Here is an 18,502-nt window from a genome sequence, read left to right on the forward strand (position 1 = left end):
CTGGGGCTAGACGTGTAGTTATCCACAACCCTCCTGTGGATAACGTTGGGGAACGGGGCCTGGAAGGTGCTCCGCCGCCCCGAACAGGTGACAGGCCGGCAAACAGGGCGTGCATAACTAACGCACAGCACCGTGCGACACGCCGAAAATCACAAACCGGCGACACGCCGTGCACAGCATTGTCCACAGTGTGCACAGCCTAGAAATAGCATCTGAACTGCTGATATCCATCGCTCCGACATATTGCTCCCCAAACTGTCCACAGGTTGTTCACAAGATATCCCCAACTATCCACAGGGTTGTGCACAGAACTGTGCACAGGTAACCCTCGCGTGACACTTGAGACTCGTCCGGGTCGGTGGATCCGACACGCCCACGACCCTCGCAACCGTCAGACCAAAGCGGTACAACAAGAACGCGGCACCCACGCCGCACCCAGCCAGCATCACCAACAGGAGGCACCAGTGGCCGCGGACGACCGGGCACCACGCACTAGCGATCCCGCGACCGACCGGGGGCCCGGCGACGACCACTTCCGCCAGCCGCCCCAGGATCTCGGTGCCGAGCAAGCCGTCCTCGGTGGCATGCTGCTCAGCAAGGACGCCATCGCCGACGTCATCGAGCGGCTCCGGCCCGGCGATTTCTACCGGCCCGCCCACCAGGACGTCTACGACTGCATCCTTGACCTCTACGCGCGCGGCGAGCCTGCCGACCCCGTCACCGTCGCCGCGGAGCTCGAGCGACGCGGTGATCTCCGGCGCATCGGCGGCGCCCCCTACATGCACACCCTCATCTCGACCGTGCCCACCGCCGCCAACGCCGGGTACTACGCCGAGATCGTCGCCGAGAAAGCCATCCTCCGCCGCCTCGTCGAAGCCGGAACCCGCATCGTCCAGTACGGCTACACCGGCAGCGAGGGGCAAGACGTAGCAGGCATCGTCGATCGCGCCCAGGCCGAGATCTTCGAGGTCACCGAGCGCCGCACCACCGAGGACTATGTCGCGCTCGAGGAACTGCTCCAGCCCACGCTGGACGAGATCGACTCCATCGCCTCCCGCGGCGGCATGTCCCTCGGCGTACCCACTGGGTTCGTCGAGCTCGACGAGCTCACCAACGGCCTCCACCCAGGACAGATGATCATCATCGCCGCCCGGCCCGGCGTCGGGAAGTCCACGCTCGGAATGGACTTCCTGCGCTCCTGCTCCATCAAGCACGGCATGGCCAGCGCGGTGTTCTCCCTCGAGATGAGCAAGACCGAGATCGTCATGCGACTGCTCTCGGCCGAGTCGAAGATCAAGCTCGCCGACATGAGATCCGGCCGCATGACCGATGACGACTGGACCCGGCTCGCGAGGCGCATGCGCGAGATCAGCGAGGCGCCGCTTTTCATCGACGACTCGCCCAACCTCACCATGATGGAGATCCGCGCCAAGGCCCGGCGGCTCAAGCAGAAGCACGACCTCAAGCTGATCGTGCTCGACTACCTGCAGCTCATGAGCTCCGGTCGCAAGGTCGAATCCCGGCAGCAGGAGGTGTCCGAGTTCTCCCGCAGCCTCAAGCTCCTCGCCAAGGAGATCGAGGTCCCCGTCATCGCCATCAGTCAGCTCAACCGTGGCCCCGAGCAGCGCGCCGACAAGAAGCCTCAAGTCTCGGACCTGCGCGAATCAGGCTCCCTTGAGCAGGATGCGGACATGGTCATCCTGCTGCACCGCCCGGATGCGTTCGAGCCCGATGACCCGCGCGGCGGCGAGGCCGACATCATCATCGGCAAGCACCGCGCCGGCCCCACCGCCACCATCACCGTCGCCCACCAGCTGCACTACTCCCGCTTCGTCGACATGGCGCGCGGGTAGGGCGCGGGTCTGCTGGCCCGGTCGGCGGGGCTGGGGCCCGCGCGCGCCAAACGCGATAGAAACCGGCGCCCGTGCTGCGTGTTGCATCGGCGTGTCGAGGAGTTTCTATCGCGTTTGGCCTCGAGGGCGGTCATCGTGGCTGTCACGGCGTGACGCAAGCAGCCCCGTAATCGATGCTCGTGGTCGCGGTGACGGCCTCGGCCACGGTCCTCGTGCCGAGCTCGACGTTGGCATCGGGCACCGTGATCACGGCTGTCAGGTCCTCCAACGCGGGAGGATCGCCGAAGGTGCGGTCAGGAAGGATGCCCTCGTAGCTCACCTCGAGGCCATCGATGGCGTCGCGCAGTCCGGACCGGGAGAGATCGTCCTCCGCCGCTGCCTTCTCCAGCAGCTCCTTCAGCGCGTACGACCACACCCAGCCGAAGACGTATCCCTGATTGGTAGGGAGGTTCCCGCCGAGGGAATCGCGGATCGCGTCCATCCCGGCGCTCTGACCGTCCCAGTTCTGCCAGGGGCTCGTCTGGTTGTACCGGGCCGTCAGCGCTTGGATGGCGGCCGTCTGGAGCAGGCCTGGGTTCCACGTGGGCACGCTCCCCATGAACCTGCCCCCATAGCCGCGGGCAACAGTGGTGGCGACGATCTCAGCGGCCTCCGCGGGCGCGGTAGCGAGCACCACGACATCTGGCGCGAGGGTGAGGATCTGCTCGATGGGACCGGCCTGGTCCTGCACCATTGCGTTGGGGGCGGTGTTGATCTCTGCGAGCACCTCCACGTCGTTCTCCTCGGCCCATCGGCGGGCACCCGTCGCGGCGTCGCTGCCGTAGTCACCGGGATAGCCCACGGTCACGAGGGTCGACGGGGCGCCGTGCTCCTCGCTGTACCAATCGAGGCCGATGACGGACTCGGTGCAGTAGGAGTAACCGGACTCGAGGATCAGGCCTTGATCAGTGTCGTTGAAGTGCAGGCCAGACCACCAGGAGCCAGGCACTGCCACGATGTCGGCGGCATCCATGTTGGGGAGCACCGACTCGGTCTGGGGCGTGCCAAGGCTCATGGCCAGCGCGAGGATGTGCGGCTCGATGTCCTGGTACTCGGTGGCGTGGCGATCGACGCTGTACGCGGTGTTCCGGGTGTAGGTGCTGAGATCGATGTCGTGGCCGGCGATCCCCCCTTGCTCGTTCACCCGCTGCCAGAACGCGAGCTGTCCTTCATGGATAGGGGTGCCCAGCGCGGCGAAGGGCCCGCCCTCGAGGTCGGAGAGCACTCCGAGGTAGATGCAACCATTATCGGGGTTGACGGCGTTGGGGCAGGCCTCGGACGTGATGCCCGCCCCACTAGCGGTGTCGTCGTCGCTCCCGTCCACAGCGGTGCAGGCCGCGGTCGCCGCGAGCAGCGTGATCGCGGGCCCAGCGATGAGGCGCTTGGATATCATGTGACTCCTTCTTGGGGTGGTGGCTAGCGGGAGAAAGGCCAGGTCCGGAAGTAGAGGCGGATGCGCATCCACAGCCCGAAGAGCCCCCGCGGCTCGACGATGATGAAAAACACGATGAGGAGGCCGAACAGGATCGCCTTGAACTCATCGACGGTGATCCCGCTGCTGCTGACGCCGCTCTGCGTGAGGAACGGGATGAGGTGCGAGAACTCGTCGATCACGCGGGGCAGGAGGACGATGAAGCAGGCACCGATGATGCTGCCGCTGATCGTGGCGGCTCCACCGATGATCACGATCGCGAGGAAATCGATGGACAGGAACAGGTTCCAGCGGTCCGCGCTGATCCGGCCGATGATCGTGGCGAGCAGCGCCCCGCAGATCCCCGCATAGGCGGACGACAGGACGAAGGCGAGCGTCTTGGTCCGTTGCAGCGGGATCCCCATGACCTCGGCGGCGATATCGCGGTCGCGGACGGCCGCGAAGGCCCGTCCCACGCGGGATCGCGCCATGTTGCGTGCTGCGATCGCGAGGGCGATGAGCAGGCCCAGGCACAGGAAGTAGATGGTGGTCTGCGGGGGGATGATGATCCCGGCGATGGCGTAGGTAGCGCCAAGATCGATACCGAGCAGCACGGGGCTCGCGGGCGCCCGGCCGACACCGGAACCGCCGGTGACCGCTATCCATTCGCGGAAGAGGTGATCCCCGAGCATGAGGAGCGCGAGCGTGAGCGTGGCGAGATAGAGCCCGCGCACCCGGGCGGCCATGGGTGCGACGAGGAAGCCGATGGTGGCGGGCACGATCGCGGACATGGGCAGCCAGATCGCCATGTCGAGGCCGAGTCCCCAGACCCGGCCAGTGGATTCGCCGCCCAGGACGGCCGCGGTGTAGGCACCGGTCCCGACGAAGAAGGCATGGCCGAGGGAGATCTGCCCGGCGTATCCCGTGAGCAGGTTGAGGCCGATTCCCCCGATCGCGTACGCGCAGGCGAGCGACAGCAGCACGATCAGGTCGGTGGTGAGCAGGAAGGGCGCGACGGCCGCGAGGCCGATGAGACCGAGGGTCCACCACAGCTTGGCCGGGGTGTTCCAGATGGCCTGGTCCGAGGCGTAGCTGGTGTAGAGGCGGGGGCGGCCATGCCGGACCGCGCGGGGCACGGTGGCTCTCGGGGATGCGGTGGCTCTGGGGGACGCGGTGGCGCTCATACGCGCTGGACCTCCTTGGTGCCGAACAGTCCCTGTGGCCTGATGAGCAGGACGACCAGCATGATCAGGTAGGGCGTGACGATGTCGAAGTTCGCGCCGAGCCAGGGGGCCAGACCCGGCTGGTAGGTCTTGGTCAGCGATTCGGTGATGCCAACGATCAATCCGCCGATGACCGCGCCCTTGATGGAGTCGAGGCCGCCAAGGATGATGGCGGGGATCGCCTTGAGCGCGATGAGGGCACCAAGCGCGGCGACCCCTCCGGCCGCGGTGCCGAGGAGTACTCCGGCGAGCGCGGCGAACGCCCCGGCGATGCCCCACGACAAGGCGAACACCGTGCCCGCGCTGATGCCTTGGGCCATGGCGACCTCGGGGTCGTGCGCGGTGGCGCGCATCGCGAGCCCATAGCGGGACCGATGCAGCCACCAGGCGAGCATGCTGATCGCGATGATGGCGGTGATGATCTTCGCGATGTCGGTGTGGTTGACGGTGACGCCGCCGTCGCAGGGCGCGGGAATTCCCTCGATGGGGCTCGCGAGCTCGCGCCGTTGCCCGCCGAGGCACAGGTTGCCAAGCCTCCAGGGATCTCCGGAGGTAATGACTCCATGCCCGATGAGCCGGGTCGCGATGACCAGTCCCGCGGCGAACAATCCGACCGTGACCAGCGCCGCGGCGAAGGGGGGCCGGCCGACCATGGGACGCATGGCGACGCGCTCGCACGCCATTGCTGTCCCGGCGCCCGCGACGGTGGCCGCTATCACCGCGAGCGCGAACGGGAGCCCCCAGGTGACGGCGACCAGGTAGCTCACCCAGGTGCCGAGGATCATGAGGACGGGCTGGGCGAAGTTGAGCACGCCGGTCGATCGGTAGATGATGACGAAACCGATCCCGATCAGGGAGTACATGGCGCCGAGCCCGGTGCCTCGGGCGAGGGTGTCGAGCAGCTCGATCATGTCGCCCCCTGGTACATGTCGTCGATGAGGTCCTCGAAGCGCTCGGCGAGGGCCTTGCGCCGGACCTTCTGCGTGGCGGTGAGCTCGCCGTCGTCGTGATCGAGCTCCTTCGGTAGCAAGCGGAACTTGCGGATGCTCGCCACGCGCGCGAGCCGGGCGTTGGTCCCGTCGACGATTCCCTGCACGAGCTCGAGGACCTCGGGACGCCCGGCGAGATCGCGGTAGGTCGTGAACCGCATGCCCCTGCGGGAGGCCCAATCAGCCACGGAATCGAAGTCGATCCCGATGAGCGCGGTGAGGTAGGGCCGCTGGTCGCCGATGACGATGGCTTCCTTGATATGCGGCGAGTTCTTCAGCTGGTTCTCGATCTCGGAGGGCGAGATGTTCTTTCCGCCGGCCGTGATGATGATGTCCTTGATCCGGTCGACGATGCGCAGATGGCTGCCATCGACCCATTCGCCGATGTCGCCAGTATGCAGCCAGCCATGGGCGTCGATGCCCGATTCGGCGCGGTTCCAGTAGCCAGCGAAGTTCGCTGGATGCCGGGTGAGGATCTCGCCGCTATCGGGATCAACAGCAAGATCGATGCCCTCGATGGGCTCGCCGACCGTGCCGAGCTTCATGCTGCCCGGGCGATTGGCTGCCGCCACAGCGGTATTCTCCGTCATGCCATAGACCTCGAGCATGGGGACGCCGATTCCGAGGAAGAACGCGAGCACCTCGGGGGAGATCGGTGCCGCGCCGGAGAACGCCGCGCGGACCTTGCGCAGGCCAAGCTTGTCGCGCAGCGCGCGGAATGCCAATGGATAGCCCAGGACGTAGAGAGCGCGGCTGGCAACAGTGTGGTCACCGCCGTGCTCCGTCCTGATGCGGGCGATGCGCTGGTTGAGATCATCGCTGATGCGGTAGGCGGCGCGCTTCGCGGGAGACGCGGAGAGCATGCGGATGGTGACGCCCGATCGCAGCTTCTCCCAGATGCGCGGCACCGCGAACAACAAGGTGGGCTGCACCTCGGCGAGGTCCGCGGCAACGGTATCGATGGACTCGGCGAAATGGACGACGACACCGTTCGCGGCGTTGTTCCACACGGTGAACATGCGCTCGGCGACATGGCAGAGCGGAAGGAACGACAGGGTCACATCGCTGGGCGATGGCTTCGGGACCACGATGCCCGAGCCGCCCAGGAGCGCATCGATGGCGAAGTCGATGTTCGCGACGGTGAGCATCGCCCCCTTGGGTGGCCCGGTCGTCCCGGAGGTGTAGATCAGGGTGGCGATATCACCGGGCTGCACCATCCCGGCCTGGTCCTCGAGCAATGCCGGGCTTGTGGCCTGGTGGCGCTTCCCCCGTTCAAGGAGCTCCTCGAAGGACAGCAGCCGTGGACCGGCGAGATCCATGAGGCCGCGCGGTTCGAGGAAGACGATGAACTCGAGGGAGGGGCAGGAATCCTGGATGGCGAGGACCTTGTCGACCTGCTCCTGGTCCTCGGCGATGAGCACGCGGACCCCGGCGTCGCGAAGCTGGTACTCGATCTCGGGTGCCGGACTAGTGGGGTAGAAGCCGACAGTGATCGCGCGCAGGCCAAGCGTGGCGATATCGCAATAGAGCCACTCGGGCCGGTTCTCCGACAGGATGCCCACCCTGTCCGCGGCCGTGACGCCAAGATCGGCGAGCCCGTGCGCGACCAGGGCGGCGGTGGCGTGGTACTCCGACCATGTGATGTCCCGCCAGACGCCGAGGTGCTTCTCGCGCATCGCGACGAGCCGGGGCGTGGTGCTTGCACGGGATGCCACGCGCTGGGGCAGCGTAGTGATCATGTGGCCTCCTCGGCAGCGCCGCCGAGGTATGCGCGCAGGACGGCCTCATCCTGCTGGACCTCGCGGGGCGTGCCCAATGCGATGCGCCGCCCGAAGTCCAGCACGAGTACCCGGTCCGCGAGGTCCATGACAAGGCGCATGTCATGCTCGACCATGATCATGGTGGTGCTCAGCTCCGCCCGGATATCGAGGATCGCGCGCGCCATGTCCTCGGTCTCCTCGGTGTTCATGCCCGCGACCGGCTCGTCGAGAAGGAGAAGCCGGGGTTCCATCGCTAGGGCGCGCGCGAGCTCCACGCGCTTCTTCATGCCGTAGGGGAGCATGCCGACGGGGTGACGGCGCACCGCCTGGAGGTCCAGGAAGTCGAGGATCTCCTCGGCGAACCGGCGGGCTGCAAGCTCCGCGCGCCGCGCACGGCCTAGTCGCAGGGCGGCCTCGAGGGCCGAGTAGCGGAGATGGATATGGCGCCCGAGCATGATGTTGTCGAGCACGGTGAGGTTGTCGAAGAGCTCGATGTTCTGGAACATGCGGGCCACACCAAGCCGTGCGATGCCATCGGGCCGCGTGGCGGTGATCCGGGTGCCATCGAGCAGGATGGCACCCGATTGCGGGCGGTACACCCCCGACAAGCAATTGAAGATGGAGGTCTTTCCGGCACCGTTGGGACCGATGATCGCGAACAGCTCGCTCTTCTCGACGGCGAAGCTGACGCCATCGAGTGCCTGGGTGCCGCCGAACCTCAGGGATAGATCGTTGACTTCCAGCATCATGACAGCCACCTCTTGCGCCGCTTGTAATGCTTGAGGTCCCGGTAGGAGGCAGTGTGCCCGAGGCCGAGGTAGAACTCCTGGATGTTGGCGTCATCCCGGAGCGTTGCTGCCGAGCCATCCATGACAATGCGACCGTTCTCCATCACGTAGCCGTGGGTGGCTATCGACAATGCCATCGCGGCGTTCTGCTCGACGAGCAGCACACCGGTCCCGGATTGGTTGATGCGCACGATGAGGTCGCGGATCTGCTCGACGATCCGGGGCGCGAGGCCGAGGCTGGGCTCATCGAGGAGCAGGTAGCGGGGGCGTGCCATGAGGGCCCGTCCGATGGCTAGCATCTGTTGCTCGCCACCGGATAGGTAGCCGGCGCGGTCGCGGCGGCGGTCGGCGAGGAGGGGGAACATGGTGTAGATGCGGTCGAGGCTTTGCGGTATCCCGCTGCGGGGCTGGGTGTGCCCGCCGACGCGGAGATTCTCCTCGACAGTGAAGTCGACGAGGACGCGGCGGCCCTCCATCACCTGCGCGATGCCACTAGCGACGACATCGGCTGGAGTGGCCCGGGTGATCTCCCTGTCCTCGAGCCGGATGGTGCCTGTCGCAATTCGCCCTCGGTGGGTGTCGAGCAGGCCAGTGATGGCTCGGAGGGTGCTGGTCTTTCCCGCGCCGTTGCTGCCGAGGAGCGCGATGATCCCGTCGCTCGGGACGGCGAGGCTTACTCCCTTGCAGGCAAGAATGACGTCTTCGTAGACGATCTCGACGTTGTCGAGCGACAACATGCTGGCCATCCCCCCGAATGCTGCGATGCCTGGTTCGCGCTATTTCCTGGAAGGTATCAGTGATCCAGATCACGCGCTAGCAATGACGCTAACCCGCAACCGGATGAAAAGGCGCCTTGCTCAACGCAATTCGCGCGACCATGACGAGAGGGCAGGGCGAGAGGGCGGAACCCAGCGATCGGGCGCTGGGGGGCTTGGATCCCAGCTGCCCGGTGGCGTTATTCCAGCGTTATCCCTACGTTATCGAACCGTGACTATTGCTGTGGTGGCGCTGTGACACCCGGAGCGCATCGTAGAGAGCGTCACCGCAGTTCAGGAAGCCGATTCGCCCGACCCACCCGCCCCCACGCAGTAGTAGCGAAAAGGTCTCCTGACTGCGGTGACATCACGATTAGCCCCATCTCCGGCACAGGCCACGGCCTGGTCGGCCCCCGCCCCCAGAGGGAGCTTCGCGCCATGATCGCTAGCCCGAATGTCGCCATCAGCATCGAGAACCTGTGCGACGAGATCGACGTCGTGCGTATCGCGGGGGAGCTCGACGCGCTCGCTCTGCCGCGGTTGTTCACCGTCCTCGGAAACCTCGATGACCCCGACCAGGTCATCATTGATGTGCGCAAGGTCCATTTTGTGTCCCGGACCGGCATGAGCGCCCTCGCTGACGTTGCTTCCCTCTCGACGCTCACCGGCGCATCGATCGCCATCATCGCGCCAGCGAACGTACGCGAGGTGCTCGCTGCTCGAGATAACGCGCCGCTGGCCTGCGGCTCCCTGCGGGCGGCATGCTTGCTCCTCGCTGCGGGGCCGGCCCAGCCGGCCTTGCGGCTGGTGCCCTCAGCCTCGTAGCCCACGTCCCGGGGCCGCGGTCTCCGCCAGCGGGTCCCGGGGCCAGCGGGTTTCCGCCAGCGGGTCGAGCGGTCTCGAACGAATCCGCGAACGCGATAGAAGCGGCGTGAATGACGGGTCCGCTTCTATCGCGTATGCCAGTTTCCGGTGCTTTTGCCGCCACCCGGCCGCCACCGAGCACCCCGCCACCCGGCCGCCACCGAGCGCCCCGCCACCCGGCCGCCACCGAGCACCCCGCCACCTGGCCGCCACCCGGCCGCCGCCCGGCCGCCACCGAGCACCCCGCCGCGTCAGCGGTGCGGGCCGTCGAACCGGTCGAGGATGGCGCGGGCGCAGCGCACGGCGGTCGCGCGATCCTGGGTGAGCGCGTATTCGAACTCGCGGTCCTCGTCGCGTCCCCCGCGGTGCAGGTCGCGGGCGGTGAGCACGCTGCAGAAGTGAGGCGCGAGCACCACGACGTTCCATTCCTCGACGAGTGGCTCGCCGGGCTCGAGGGGCGCGTGGTGCACGCCTTCTTCCACGGTGGGGCCCATTCCTACGCCGTACACGCCGGCGAAGGCGACGCGGCCCGCTATCGATTCCCAGCGCCGACGGGTGCGGGCGGTGAAGTTGCGGACGTGCTGGAAGGTGCCGAGCAGGATCGTGTCTCGGCCGGCGGTGGCCGCGAGGTTCTCCAGGGTGGTACTGAGCTCGACGAGCAGTGTCTTGCGGCTCCAGTGGGTGTGGTGGTCCTCGGCCGCGATAGCAAAGGGGAGCCTGCCTTCCCGGGCGGGCGCTGTGCCAATCAGCAGCGGCGTGACGGCAGTCGTGTCGAGCTGGGCGGGGGAGGCGGCCGGTGGATGCATCTTGCCCATGCCGTGGCTGGCGCCGAGGCCGCGGGCTCGCTCGTGATGGATCGTGGAGTCGATGCCGTCGGCGATGACGATGGTGGTGCTGTGCTCGGCTTGTGCCGCGACGGCTTGGGCCACGTGGGCGGTCCATGCATCGGGCGGGGTGGCGATGAGCGCGGCGGTGAGGATGATGATCTCGGGCTCGATGAGGGGGCGCAGCGCGAGGGTCTTGTCGCGGGCGCCGACCTCGTCGCCGGCGATGGCTTTCCCGGATGCGCGGGCCGCGGCGATCAGGCGGAGGGCGCGCGCGGGGTCGGAGGCGAGGGCGTGGTCGGTGATGACAACGATCTCGCGGCGGTCGCCACGTTGTTCGGTGGTGGGCCGGAGCTGCTCGAGCGATCCGACGTCGACGGTCACGAGTGCGGGCACCGCGCTGGCGGGGTGCCCGTCGAGCGCGTGGGAGCGCATCTGGTCGAGGGTGGAAGTGTCGCTCATGGCCCGGGCGACTGCTCGCAATGCGGCGGATGCGGAGAGTGGGCCGTCGCCCTCGCCTCGTAGTTGCACGTCCACTGCTGCGAGGTGGCCGGTGCCGAGGTGGTGGATCGGCGCGAAGGTCGGCCGGATCGGGAGTCCCGCGAATTCCATAGCCTTCAGGCTTGCACTTGATGTGTCGCGGGTCGCATCCAGGTCCGTGATCGAGCTCGAATCTAGACACGTTAATACCCCATGGGGTATATTTTGGGTTAGTCCGCACCACCCATGAGGAGTCATCATGTGCTATCCCGTCAACTGCCGCCAGTGCGGCAAGACCACCTGGTCCGGCTGTGGCATGCATGTCGATCAGGTCATGCGCGGAGTCCCCAAGAACGAGCGCTGCGAGGGCCACGAGCCCGCCCCCGGGGTTCAGGGCGGCTCATTCCTGACCCGTATGTTCGGCCGCTAGACCGCGCGGGCCAACCCGCTAGGCGCCCTGCCCTCGCGCCCTGGTCCTCCACCAGTGGAAACTCCTCCCGCCTCAGTGGGGAAAAGTCTCCACTGGTGGCCGCTGGCCAAGTGGCCGCCGGCCAGAAGTCCGCGCAGCCGGCCCCGGCGGCGGAAGCAACGAGCCACCCGGGTCCCGCGGGCGAACCCTGCCTAGCGCGGCCCCGCGCCGTCGAGCAGGAATCCCGCCCGATCCGTCCGGACGCCGTTGACCTGGATCGACACCGCGTGCTCGCCGTCGTAGTAGCGGCGCGTGCTGATCGGCGTGAACCGGTGGCGCCGCGCTATGTCCCAGGACGCGCCGGGCTCGAGGTCGCGGACCCCCAGCTTGAAGACCTTCTCCCGCTCGGCTCCCCGCGCGCTCGCGAAGTGGATGACGTAGTCCGCCGCGACGCGGGCACGCGCGGAACCTTCCAGCGTGACGCGGCAGTCGAACGCGAGCTCCTCGCCCATCGTGACCACCGGCGTGCGCACTCGTGGTCCCGCGACGTCGATCGCCGCGCGGGCATCCACACCGATGCAGGCGAGGGCCTCCACGTCTGATCGCTTGATCAATGTGCGCAACGCATGCCGCGCCACCGAGGCCGTGCTGCCGTCCGGCTCCGCGAGCCACCCTTGCGCGATCCGGACGGCCAGCTCCGGATGGTCCCGGCTGATGTCATTCACGCAGTTCGCCACCGACCGGCGCACATACTCCGACTCGTCCCGGTACAGCGCATCGAGAATCGGCACGATCGGGCCGGGATCGGCGACAAGCCTCCGTGCCTGCGGGGCCCAGGGCAGCCTGGGCCGCACCCCCTCGCTCGCTAGCCGCCGCACATGCTCATCCGGATGGACGGTCCACTCCCTCACGACGGCCAGGCAACGCTCGAGATGCTCGTCGAGGAACCAGCGCAGCGCGGTCTCCGCCGTCAGCCGCGGCGTCAGCGCGGCCAGCAGCGCCAGCGCATCCTCGACGTGCTCCTGTCCCCGGATGGCGACGGCCTCGGTAACGGGAAAGGTCATCCAGCCGGTGAACCGGGGATCGCGCAGAGCGTTGCGGACCAGGCCCGCCAGGCCGGGGAAATCCCCCGGGACATCCTCGAGCACGGCGCCTCGGATGGCATTCACCCGCTCCCGGAAGCCCAGGCCATCGAGGCCATCAGCGACGCGGCGCAGCCCCGGCAGGGCGGCACCCCCGCCGAGAATGGTGGAAAGGTCGACAACAGCATCGCGGCCAAGGAGCTCATCGGCGAAGGGCATGGCAGCGATTGTGCACCCGGGACCTGACAACGTTTGGCGCTACTCCTGCGCCTCGTCCTTGCGGCGCTCCTCGCGGTAGCGGCGGCGCTGCTCCTCGGCGCGTGCCCGGCATTCGCGGAGGAACTCCTCGTCGGACTGCTGGTCCTGGGCGATGTGCCGGCCGAGCCGCTCGTACTCGGGGAAGCCGGTGCTGCGGTAGCGGGGAGCTTCGTCGGCATAGGGCCGGCCCGCGACGAGCCAGGCGACCATGCCCGCGAGCGGCAGGATGATCACCAGCAGGATCCACGCGGCCTTGGGGAGGTTGCGGATGCGGCTGTCGTCGGTGGTGATGATGTCGATCAAGCACACGACGAGGATCACGAACGAGAGCAGGAACAAGTACGGCATTGATGGCACCTCCGGATCGTCATGATCACAGCATGCCGGCGAGCGGCGCGCAACCGGAACGCAGTACGCGTTATCGAGATGCGTGCTCGCGGTGCTCCTGCCATGCCGTGGCAAGGAACTGCTCCACGACGGCGAGCGCCCGGATCGTCCGCCACGAGGGCACCAGGTCGAACGAGTGCTGCCCACCGGCCACCTCCACATAGTGCGCGGGCTTGCGGGACTTCTCGCGCAGCTTCATGGCGAACCTGCGCCCTTCCTCGACCGTAACCAGCGAATCCTGATCGCCATGCACCACGAGGAACGGGGGCGCCTCGGCGGTGATCCGGTGCAGCGGGGAGGCCGCGCGGAACAGGTCCGGCTGCTCCTTGCGACGCGTCCGGAAGACCCTGCGCTGCAACAGCGATCCGATGGGGCGGAAGTGGTGCCGGTCCTCATCGAGCAGGTCATAGACCCCGTAGAAGGCCACGCAGGCCGCTATGGACGTATCGGCGTCCTCGAACCCGGGCTGGAAGAGCGGATCACCGGACGTCAGGGCGGCCAGCGCGGCGAGATGCCCACCGGCAGAACCACCCGTGATGGCGATGAACGATGGATCGATGCCGTATTCGCCGGCGTGCTCGCGGACCCAGGCGATTGCTTGCTTGACATCGACGATGTGATCGGGCCACCGGGAACGGGGACTCAGCCGGTAGTCGATGTTGAAGCCCACCCATCCGTTCGCCGCGAGGTGCGTGAGCAGGGGGATGGCCTGGTCCTTGCGGCTGCCGACGCTCCAGCCGCCTCCGTGCACCTGGATGATCGCGGGCCGGCCTCCGTCAGGGACCTCGCCGTCGCGGGGCAGGGTGATGTCGAGCTTGAGGCCAAGGTTGCCGTGCCGCGAGTACACGACGTTATTGATCCGCTGGATGTCCCGCCTGCGCCAGGGCAGCCACGGCAGCAACACGTGCGATCCGGGGTATTCCGGACCTGAGCGCGCGGCCATTTCCGGCAACGGGGGATCGGCGGCGATGCGGGTGGCGCGGGAGCGGTACGCGAACCAGGCCAGGCCCGCGGCGCCAGCGCCGAAAAGGACGAGCCCCGCGATGCCGAGCGGATGGATGCCGCCGAACGCCACCAGCACCGCGACGGCGATGATCCCGCCAAGCAGGACGTGCACGGGCATCTCGATGGCGAGCCAGGCTGCCGGCCAACTGACGATCACCGGCCTCCCCGAGGTGCGCGGCCACACGGCATTGACGACGAGGGCAAGCACCGCTGCCCCCGTGGCCAGCAGCGCGAGGGAGGTAAACAGCTCGAGCCCGTTCACAGCGCAGCGATCACCTCGCGCGCGATGAGCTCGATGTGATCCAGGTCGTTCACATCAAGGATCTGCAGGTAGAAGCGCTCCACTCCTTCGCGGACGAACGCGCCGATCCGGTCCGCTGCCTCGCTAGGAGTGCCGCAGATCCCATGCTCGCGCAGTTCCTGCGGATCGCGGCCGATGATCGACGCCCGTCGCCGGAACTCCTCCTCGGTGCTGCCCACGCAGGCCACCAGCGCCGCCGAGTACACCAGGTCATCGGGGTTGCGCTCGAGCCGCTCGCACGTATCGCGGATCGTGCCAAAACGGCCCCGGACGGCATCGAGCTCGGGGAACGCCGCGTTGTACTCATTGGCGAACCGTGCGACGAACTCGGGCGTGCGCGTGGGGCCATTGCCACCAATGATGATGGGCAGCTCCGACTGCAACGGCTTGGGCAGCGCGGGATTGTCCTCCAGCGTGTAGTGGTCGCCGCGGAAGGTGAACGACACGCCGTCCGGAGTGTCCCAGAGGCCGGTGATGATCGCGAGCTGCTCCTCGAACCGGTCGAAGAGCTTCGGAGGGAACGGGATGCCGAACGCCCGATGCTCCGCCTCGAACCACCCCGCGCCGATGCCGAGCTCGACCCGCCCGCCCGACATGTGATCGACCTGCGCTGCCTGCACCGCGAGGATCGCCGGATGCCGGAAAGTCGCGGATGTCATCAGGGTGCCCAGGCGGATCCGCGAGGTTTCCCGCGCGAGGCCGGCGAGCGTGGTCCAGGCATCGGTGGGGCCAGGAAGGCCATCCGCGGAGCCCATGCGCATGAAGTGATCGGACCGGAAGAAGCCGTCGAAGCCGAGCTTCTCGGCCGCGCGGGCGACCGCGAGGAGATCGTCATAGCTCGCGCCCTGCTGGGGCTCTGTGAAGATCCGGAAATCCACCATCATGAAATGCCACCCTCCCACGCCGTCGCTGGTTCTCGGTCGAGCTAGACCGAGTCTGCCACGGCCTCGGGAATCGAGGTGGCCCCACGCGTCAACATCAAGGTTGCGCGCACTGTGGCGGGCGCATCGATGAGGGCCGCCACGACCGCGGCGACGTCGGACCGAGGCACCTCGTCCTTGGGCAGCGGCGCCGCGGACAGAGCGACGAGGCCCGTCGGGGGATCGTTCGTCAGCCGGCCCGGCCGCAGGATCGTCCAGTCGAGGTCGTCGCGGCCCCGCAGGTCCTCCTCCGCGGCGGTCTTGGCCCGCAGGTAGGCAGTCCACACTTCCCCGGCGTCCTCGGGGATGGGCTCGCCCGCGCCGAACGTCGAGATCTGGATGAACCGGCGGGCCCCCGCGCGGGCTGCCGCCGCGGCGAGCAGGACCGCCGCTCCGCGATCCACCGTGTCCTTGCGCGCGGTGCCGCTGCCCGGCCCCGCTCCCGCCGCGAACACCGCGACATCAGCACCCTCGAGGGCGAGGGCGGCATCCGCGACGGTCGAGTGCTCGAGATCCAGCAGGATCGCCTCGCCGCCGAGCACATGGATGTCGTGGGCATGGCTCGGATTGCGGATCAGCGCCACCGCGGAGTCCCCCCGTGCGACGAGCAACTCGATCAGGTGCTGGGCGATCTGGCCGTGGCCACCGGCAATGACAACGCGATGCGACATGAGGAGCCTTTCCATCCAATGAGCGTGCAGGGGACCTGGCAAGGATCACCAGGGGCGGGCGCGCAGCACCACATCAATGGCGCGGCCCTTGGGCGTGCTGCGGAACTGGTGATGCAACTGCTCGACGCGCAGTCCCGCGGCGGCCTCCGCGAGCAGGGCCACCGTGGGCAGCACCGAGGGATCAGGGGGCCCGCCCACCCCGTTCTCGAGGTTCTCGCGGGCATGCCCGAGGTAGAGCATCGTGCCCGTGGGGGAGAGCCAGTGGCCGGCGCCGCGGATCAGGGCGGCCAGCGCTTCCGCGGGCAGGTGCAGGTACGACACCAGAACCAGGTCCACCCGCTCCTCGGGGTGCCACGTCGTTGCATCGGCGACGGTCCACCGGATGCGCCCCTCCGGATCGGACTCCCGGGCATTGGCGATCGCTTGCTCGGACGAATCGACCGCGGTCACTCGCCAGCCCAGGCTGGCCAGCCAACGGGCGTTGCGGCCCTCGCCGCAGCCCAGATCGATCGCGGAGCCTGGCGCGAGGTCCTCGATGAGGCCGGGCAGCAAGGCCGCGGGCTCCCCGCCCCACGGCTGGGGCTCGGTGCGATACCGCTCGTTCCAATCCACGATTACCGAGGCTAGTGCCTTCGTGCTCCTCGCGCCGCTGCCTCGGGCGCCGCTGCCTCGGTCCAGTCGGCTCGCCGGTGGCGGCCGTTTCGCGGGGCCAGGTCTGCGGGCCTCGTTCCGCGGGGTTCCGCGGGGCCAGTGGAAACTTTTCCCCCGCCAGCGAGGAAAAGTTTCCACTCGCGATCGGCTGGCTGCCCGCGCCGCGATCGGCTGGCTGCCCGCGCCGCGATCCGTCGGCTGCCCGCGCGCCGCGATCGGCCGGCTATCCCCCCATCAATCGCACCATCAATCACCGCCGGCCCCCACCGATGCTCCTAGTCGAGCAGACCGAACTCCGCCATCTCGAGGAGGCCGTCGAGCGCGTCCGAGAGCACGAGCGAGCGCTCGTGCACACCGGGGGCGGTGAGGAGCTGGTAGCGGTCCACGTCGCCGAGGGGGATGCAGTCGGCGAGCTCATAGAGGTGCCGCGCGGGCGTCTTGGAGGTCCCTCCTAGAACGGGCAGCTCAGGCATGGCCACCTCGCTGCCGGGGATGTCCTGCTTGTCGGCGAGCTGAGCGAGGAGGCTGTAGAGCTCGGCGATGCGGGCGGCGAACGTGTGGAATCCCGGCTCGACTGGGCCATCGTTCTCGTCGGGCCAGGGCTCGATCTCCGCGCGCGGGAAGGGGGCGTCGTCGAGCCACTTGGTAACGCGGATGCGCTCGCGGCCGCGGCAGTCGAGCGCATGCTGCCCGGGACCGATCTCGACGTGGGCGATGATCTCGGCGAGGGTGCCTACATCGTGGCGCTGCTCGCCGCCGCCGACCTCGGTGCCGCGGGCGATGAGCACCTGCCCGAACGTGGGCGTGCGGGCCTCCCCGAGGCAGTGGCGCACCATTGCCTGGTAGCGCGGCTCGAAGACGTGGAGGGGCATGGCGCCGCCGGGAAGCAGGACGGAGCCGAGCGGGAACATGGGCGAGACGGTCATTCCGGTAAGAGCCCCGTGATCGCGTCGATGAGGGTCGCGCCCACGAGCATCTCGACGTCATTGTGGCCCGCTCCGGGCAGCACGACCCGGGAATGCAGGTTTCGTGCCGCATCGGCGACCTCGGCGCTCATGGATGCGGGGATGATCTCGTCCGCGGTGCCGTAGGCGACGACCGTGGGGACGGTGATGCGCTTGACGGCGTCGAGCACGCGGAACCGGTCGCGCAGCAGGCCATGTGGCAGATAGGGGTAGTGGACGCGGCCGATCGAGGCCAGGTCGGTGAAGGGGGAGCGCAGGACCAGGCCCGCGGGCGGGTAGCGCAGCGCGAGCGACGCCATGACGCCGCAGCCGAGGCTCTCGCCGAAGTAGATCAAACGCTCAGCGGGGACGGAGCGCTCCCTCCGCAGGTACCAGTAGGCGGCGCGGGCATCGAGCGCGAGGCCCTCCTCGGACGGCGAGCCGGGGTTGCCGCCGTAGCCGCGGTAGTCGAGCAGCAGGCTGGCGATCCCCTCCCGGGCAAGGGCCTCGGCGAGCGGCGCCCGGTCGGCCCGGTTCCCGGCGTTGCCGTGGGCGATGAGCACGGTGATGCCGCGCGGCTGGGATCCGGGCACGGGCGATACATGCCATGCGTCGAGGGTGAGCCCGTCATCGGTGTTGAGGCGTATCTCCTCGGCGGTGGGGAGCACGGAATGGGCGGCGGGCACTGCCGCGTCGTCCGGGTAGTAGATGAGCTTTCGTTGCATGGCCCAGGCCACGGATCCCGCTGCTCCCGCGACGGCGAGCCCGGCGCCGCCCACGGCGAGGCCGCGCCCCCACAACCCATCGGTCAGTCCCATCGTGGTCTACCTCTCGGTCGGATCGATCACTCGCTATCCGAACCTACACCGGTGGTGGCGGGCTTGGCTC

At 68.2% G+C, this 18,502-nt stretch carries 18 protein-coding genes; 3 read left to right on the forward strand and 15 right to left on the reverse strand.

Annotation, left to right across the window (positions count from 1 at the left end):
- Nucleotides 1–464 precede the first annotated feature (464 nt).
- Nucleotides 465–1,853: a replicative DNA helicase gene (gene dnaB / locus HT102_RS11300; protein ID WP_192039527.1), complete on the forward strand. Its 1,389-nt coding sequence runs from the start codon at nucleotides 465–467 to the stop codon at nucleotides 1,851–1,853.
- A 142-nt stretch (nucleotides 1,854–1,995) separates the two neighbouring features.
- Here the strand turns inward: dnaB and HT102_RS11305 are convergent, their stop codons facing one another.
- From HT102_RS11305 to HT102_RS11330, 6 genes are read right to left on the reverse strand one after another with little or no spacing between them, the layout of a single operon-like run.
- On the reverse strand, nucleotides 1,996–3,285 hold the full coding sequence (locus tag HT102_RS11305; protein WP_192039528.1) for an ABC transporter substrate-binding protein: 1,290 nt from the start codon (nucleotides 3,283–3,285) through the stop codon (nucleotides 1,996–1,998).
- Between the two features lie 23 nt (nucleotides 3,286–3,308).
- Nucleotides 3,309–4,487 (reverse strand): branched-chain amino acid ABC transporter permease, encoded by a 1,179-nt coding sequence (locus HT102_RS11310; protein ID WP_192039529.1) that lies wholly within the window; start codon nucleotides 4,485–4,487, stop codon nucleotides 3,309–3,311.
- Entirely contained in the window at nucleotides 4,484–5,437 is a 954-nt protein-coding gene (locus HT102_RS11315; protein ID WP_192039530.1) for a branched-chain amino acid ABC transporter permease, read from the reverse strand. The genes HT102_RS11310 and HT102_RS11315 overlap by 4 nt, the downstream gene beginning before the upstream one ends.
- Nucleotides 5,434–7,254 carry an AMP-dependent synthetase/ligase gene (locus tag HT102_RS11320; RefSeq protein WP_192039531.1) on the reverse strand — a complete coding sequence of 607 codons (1,821 nt, stop codon included), beginning with the start codon at nucleotides 7,252–7,254 and terminating at the stop codon, nucleotides 5,434–5,436. Before HT102_RS11320 ends, HT102_RS11315 begins: the two co-directional genes overlap by 4 nt.
- Nucleotides 7,251–8,024, reverse strand: a complete 774-nt coding sequence (locus HT102_RS11325) for an ABC transporter ATP-binding protein (RefSeq protein WP_192039532.1) — start codon at nucleotides 8,022–8,024, stop codon at nucleotides 7,251–7,253. The genes HT102_RS11320 and HT102_RS11325 overlap by 4 nt, the downstream gene beginning before the upstream one ends.
- Complete coding sequence (locus tag HT102_RS11330; RefSeq protein ID WP_225443551.1) at nucleotides 8,021–8,809, reverse strand: ABC transporter ATP-binding protein; 789 nt, start codon at nucleotides 8,807–8,809, stop codon at nucleotides 8,021–8,023. The genes HT102_RS11325 and HT102_RS11330 overlap by 4 nt, the downstream gene beginning before the upstream one ends.
- Before the next feature lie 447 nt (nucleotides 8,810–9,256).
- On the opposite strand from HT102_RS11330, the gene HT102_RS11335 reads away from it, so the two are divergent.
- Complete coding sequence (locus HT102_RS11335) at nucleotides 9,257–9,643, forward strand: STAS domain-containing protein (protein ID WP_192039533.1); 387 nt, start codon at nucleotides 9,257–9,259, stop codon at nucleotides 9,641–9,643.
- Nucleotides 9,644–9,933: 290 nt separating this feature from the next.
- Here the strand turns inward: HT102_RS11335 and HT102_RS11340 are convergent, their stop codons facing one another.
- Nucleotides 9,934–11,118 (reverse strand): DICT sensory domain-containing protein, encoded by a 1,185-nt coding sequence (locus HT102_RS11340; RefSeq protein WP_192039534.1) that lies wholly within the window; start codon nucleotides 11,116–11,118, stop codon nucleotides 9,934–9,936.
- A 127-nt stretch (nucleotides 11,119–11,245) separates the two neighbouring features.
- Here HT102_RS11340 and HT102_RS11345 point away from each other — a divergent pair, with 127 nt between their 5' ends.
- Nucleotides 11,246–11,416 carry a hypothetical protein gene (locus HT102_RS11345; protein ID WP_192039535.1) on the forward strand — a complete coding sequence of 57 codons (171 nt, stop codon included), beginning with the start codon at nucleotides 11,246–11,248 and terminating at the stop codon, nucleotides 11,414–11,416.
- Between the two features lie 191 nt (nucleotides 11,417–11,607).
- On the opposite strand, the gene HT102_RS11350 is transcribed toward HT102_RS11345, so the two are convergent.
- The 8 genes from HT102_RS11350 to HT102_RS11385 form a co-directional block, all read right to left on the reverse strand.
- Nucleotides 11,608–12,696 (reverse strand): DNA alkylation repair protein, encoded by a 1,089-nt coding sequence (locus tag HT102_RS11350; RefSeq protein ID WP_192039536.1) that lies wholly within the window; start codon nucleotides 12,694–12,696, stop codon nucleotides 11,608–11,610.
- A 39-nt stretch (nucleotides 12,697–12,735) separates the two neighbouring features.
- Nucleotides 12,736–13,083, reverse strand: coding sequence for a PLD nuclease N-terminal domain-containing protein (locus HT102_RS11355; RefSeq protein ID WP_192039609.1), 348 nt, complete (start codon nucleotides 13,081–13,083; stop codon nucleotides 12,736–12,738).
- A gap of 70 nt (nucleotides 13,084–13,153) precedes the next feature.
- A complete protein-coding gene (locus HT102_RS11360) occupies nucleotides 13,154–14,389 on the reverse strand; it encodes an alpha/beta hydrolase fold domain-containing protein (protein WP_192039537.1) in 1,236 nt (411 codons plus the stop codon).
- Complete coding sequence (locus HT102_RS11365) at nucleotides 14,386–15,306, reverse strand: LLM class F420-dependent oxidoreductase (protein WP_192039610.1); 921 nt, start codon at nucleotides 15,304–15,306, stop codon at nucleotides 14,386–14,388. Before HT102_RS11365 ends, HT102_RS11360 begins: the two co-directional genes overlap by 4 nt.
- Nucleotides 15,307–15,353: 47 nt before the next feature.
- Nucleotides 15,354–16,019, reverse strand: a complete 666-nt coding sequence (locus tag HT102_RS11370; RefSeq protein ID WP_192039538.1) for an NAD(P)-binding oxidoreductase — start codon at nucleotides 16,017–16,019, stop codon at nucleotides 15,354–15,356.
- A gap of 45 nt (nucleotides 16,020–16,064) precedes the next feature.
- Complete coding sequence (locus HT102_RS11375; protein ID WP_333473400.1) at nucleotides 16,065–16,631, reverse strand: class I SAM-dependent methyltransferase; 567 nt, start codon at nucleotides 16,629–16,631, stop codon at nucleotides 16,065–16,067.
- Between the two features lie 314 nt (nucleotides 16,632–16,945).
- Nucleotides 16,946–17,596 carry an LON peptidase substrate-binding domain-containing protein gene (locus tag HT102_RS11380; RefSeq protein ID WP_192039539.1) on the reverse strand — a complete coding sequence of 217 codons (651 nt, stop codon included), beginning with the start codon at nucleotides 17,594–17,596 and terminating at the stop codon, nucleotides 16,946–16,948.
- Complete coding sequence (locus HT102_RS11385; RefSeq protein ID WP_192039540.1) at nucleotides 17,593–18,432, reverse strand: alpha/beta hydrolase; 840 nt, start codon at nucleotides 18,430–18,432, stop codon at nucleotides 17,593–17,595. Before HT102_RS11385 ends, HT102_RS11380 begins: the two co-directional genes overlap by 4 nt.
- Nucleotides 18,433–18,502 lie beyond the last annotated feature (70 nt).

The organism is Lolliginicoccus lacisalsi, assembly GCF_014841105.1.
Classification (GTDB): Bacteria; Actinomycetota; Actinomycetes; order Mycobacteriales; family Mycobacteriaceae; genus Lolliginicoccus; species Lolliginicoccus lacisalsi.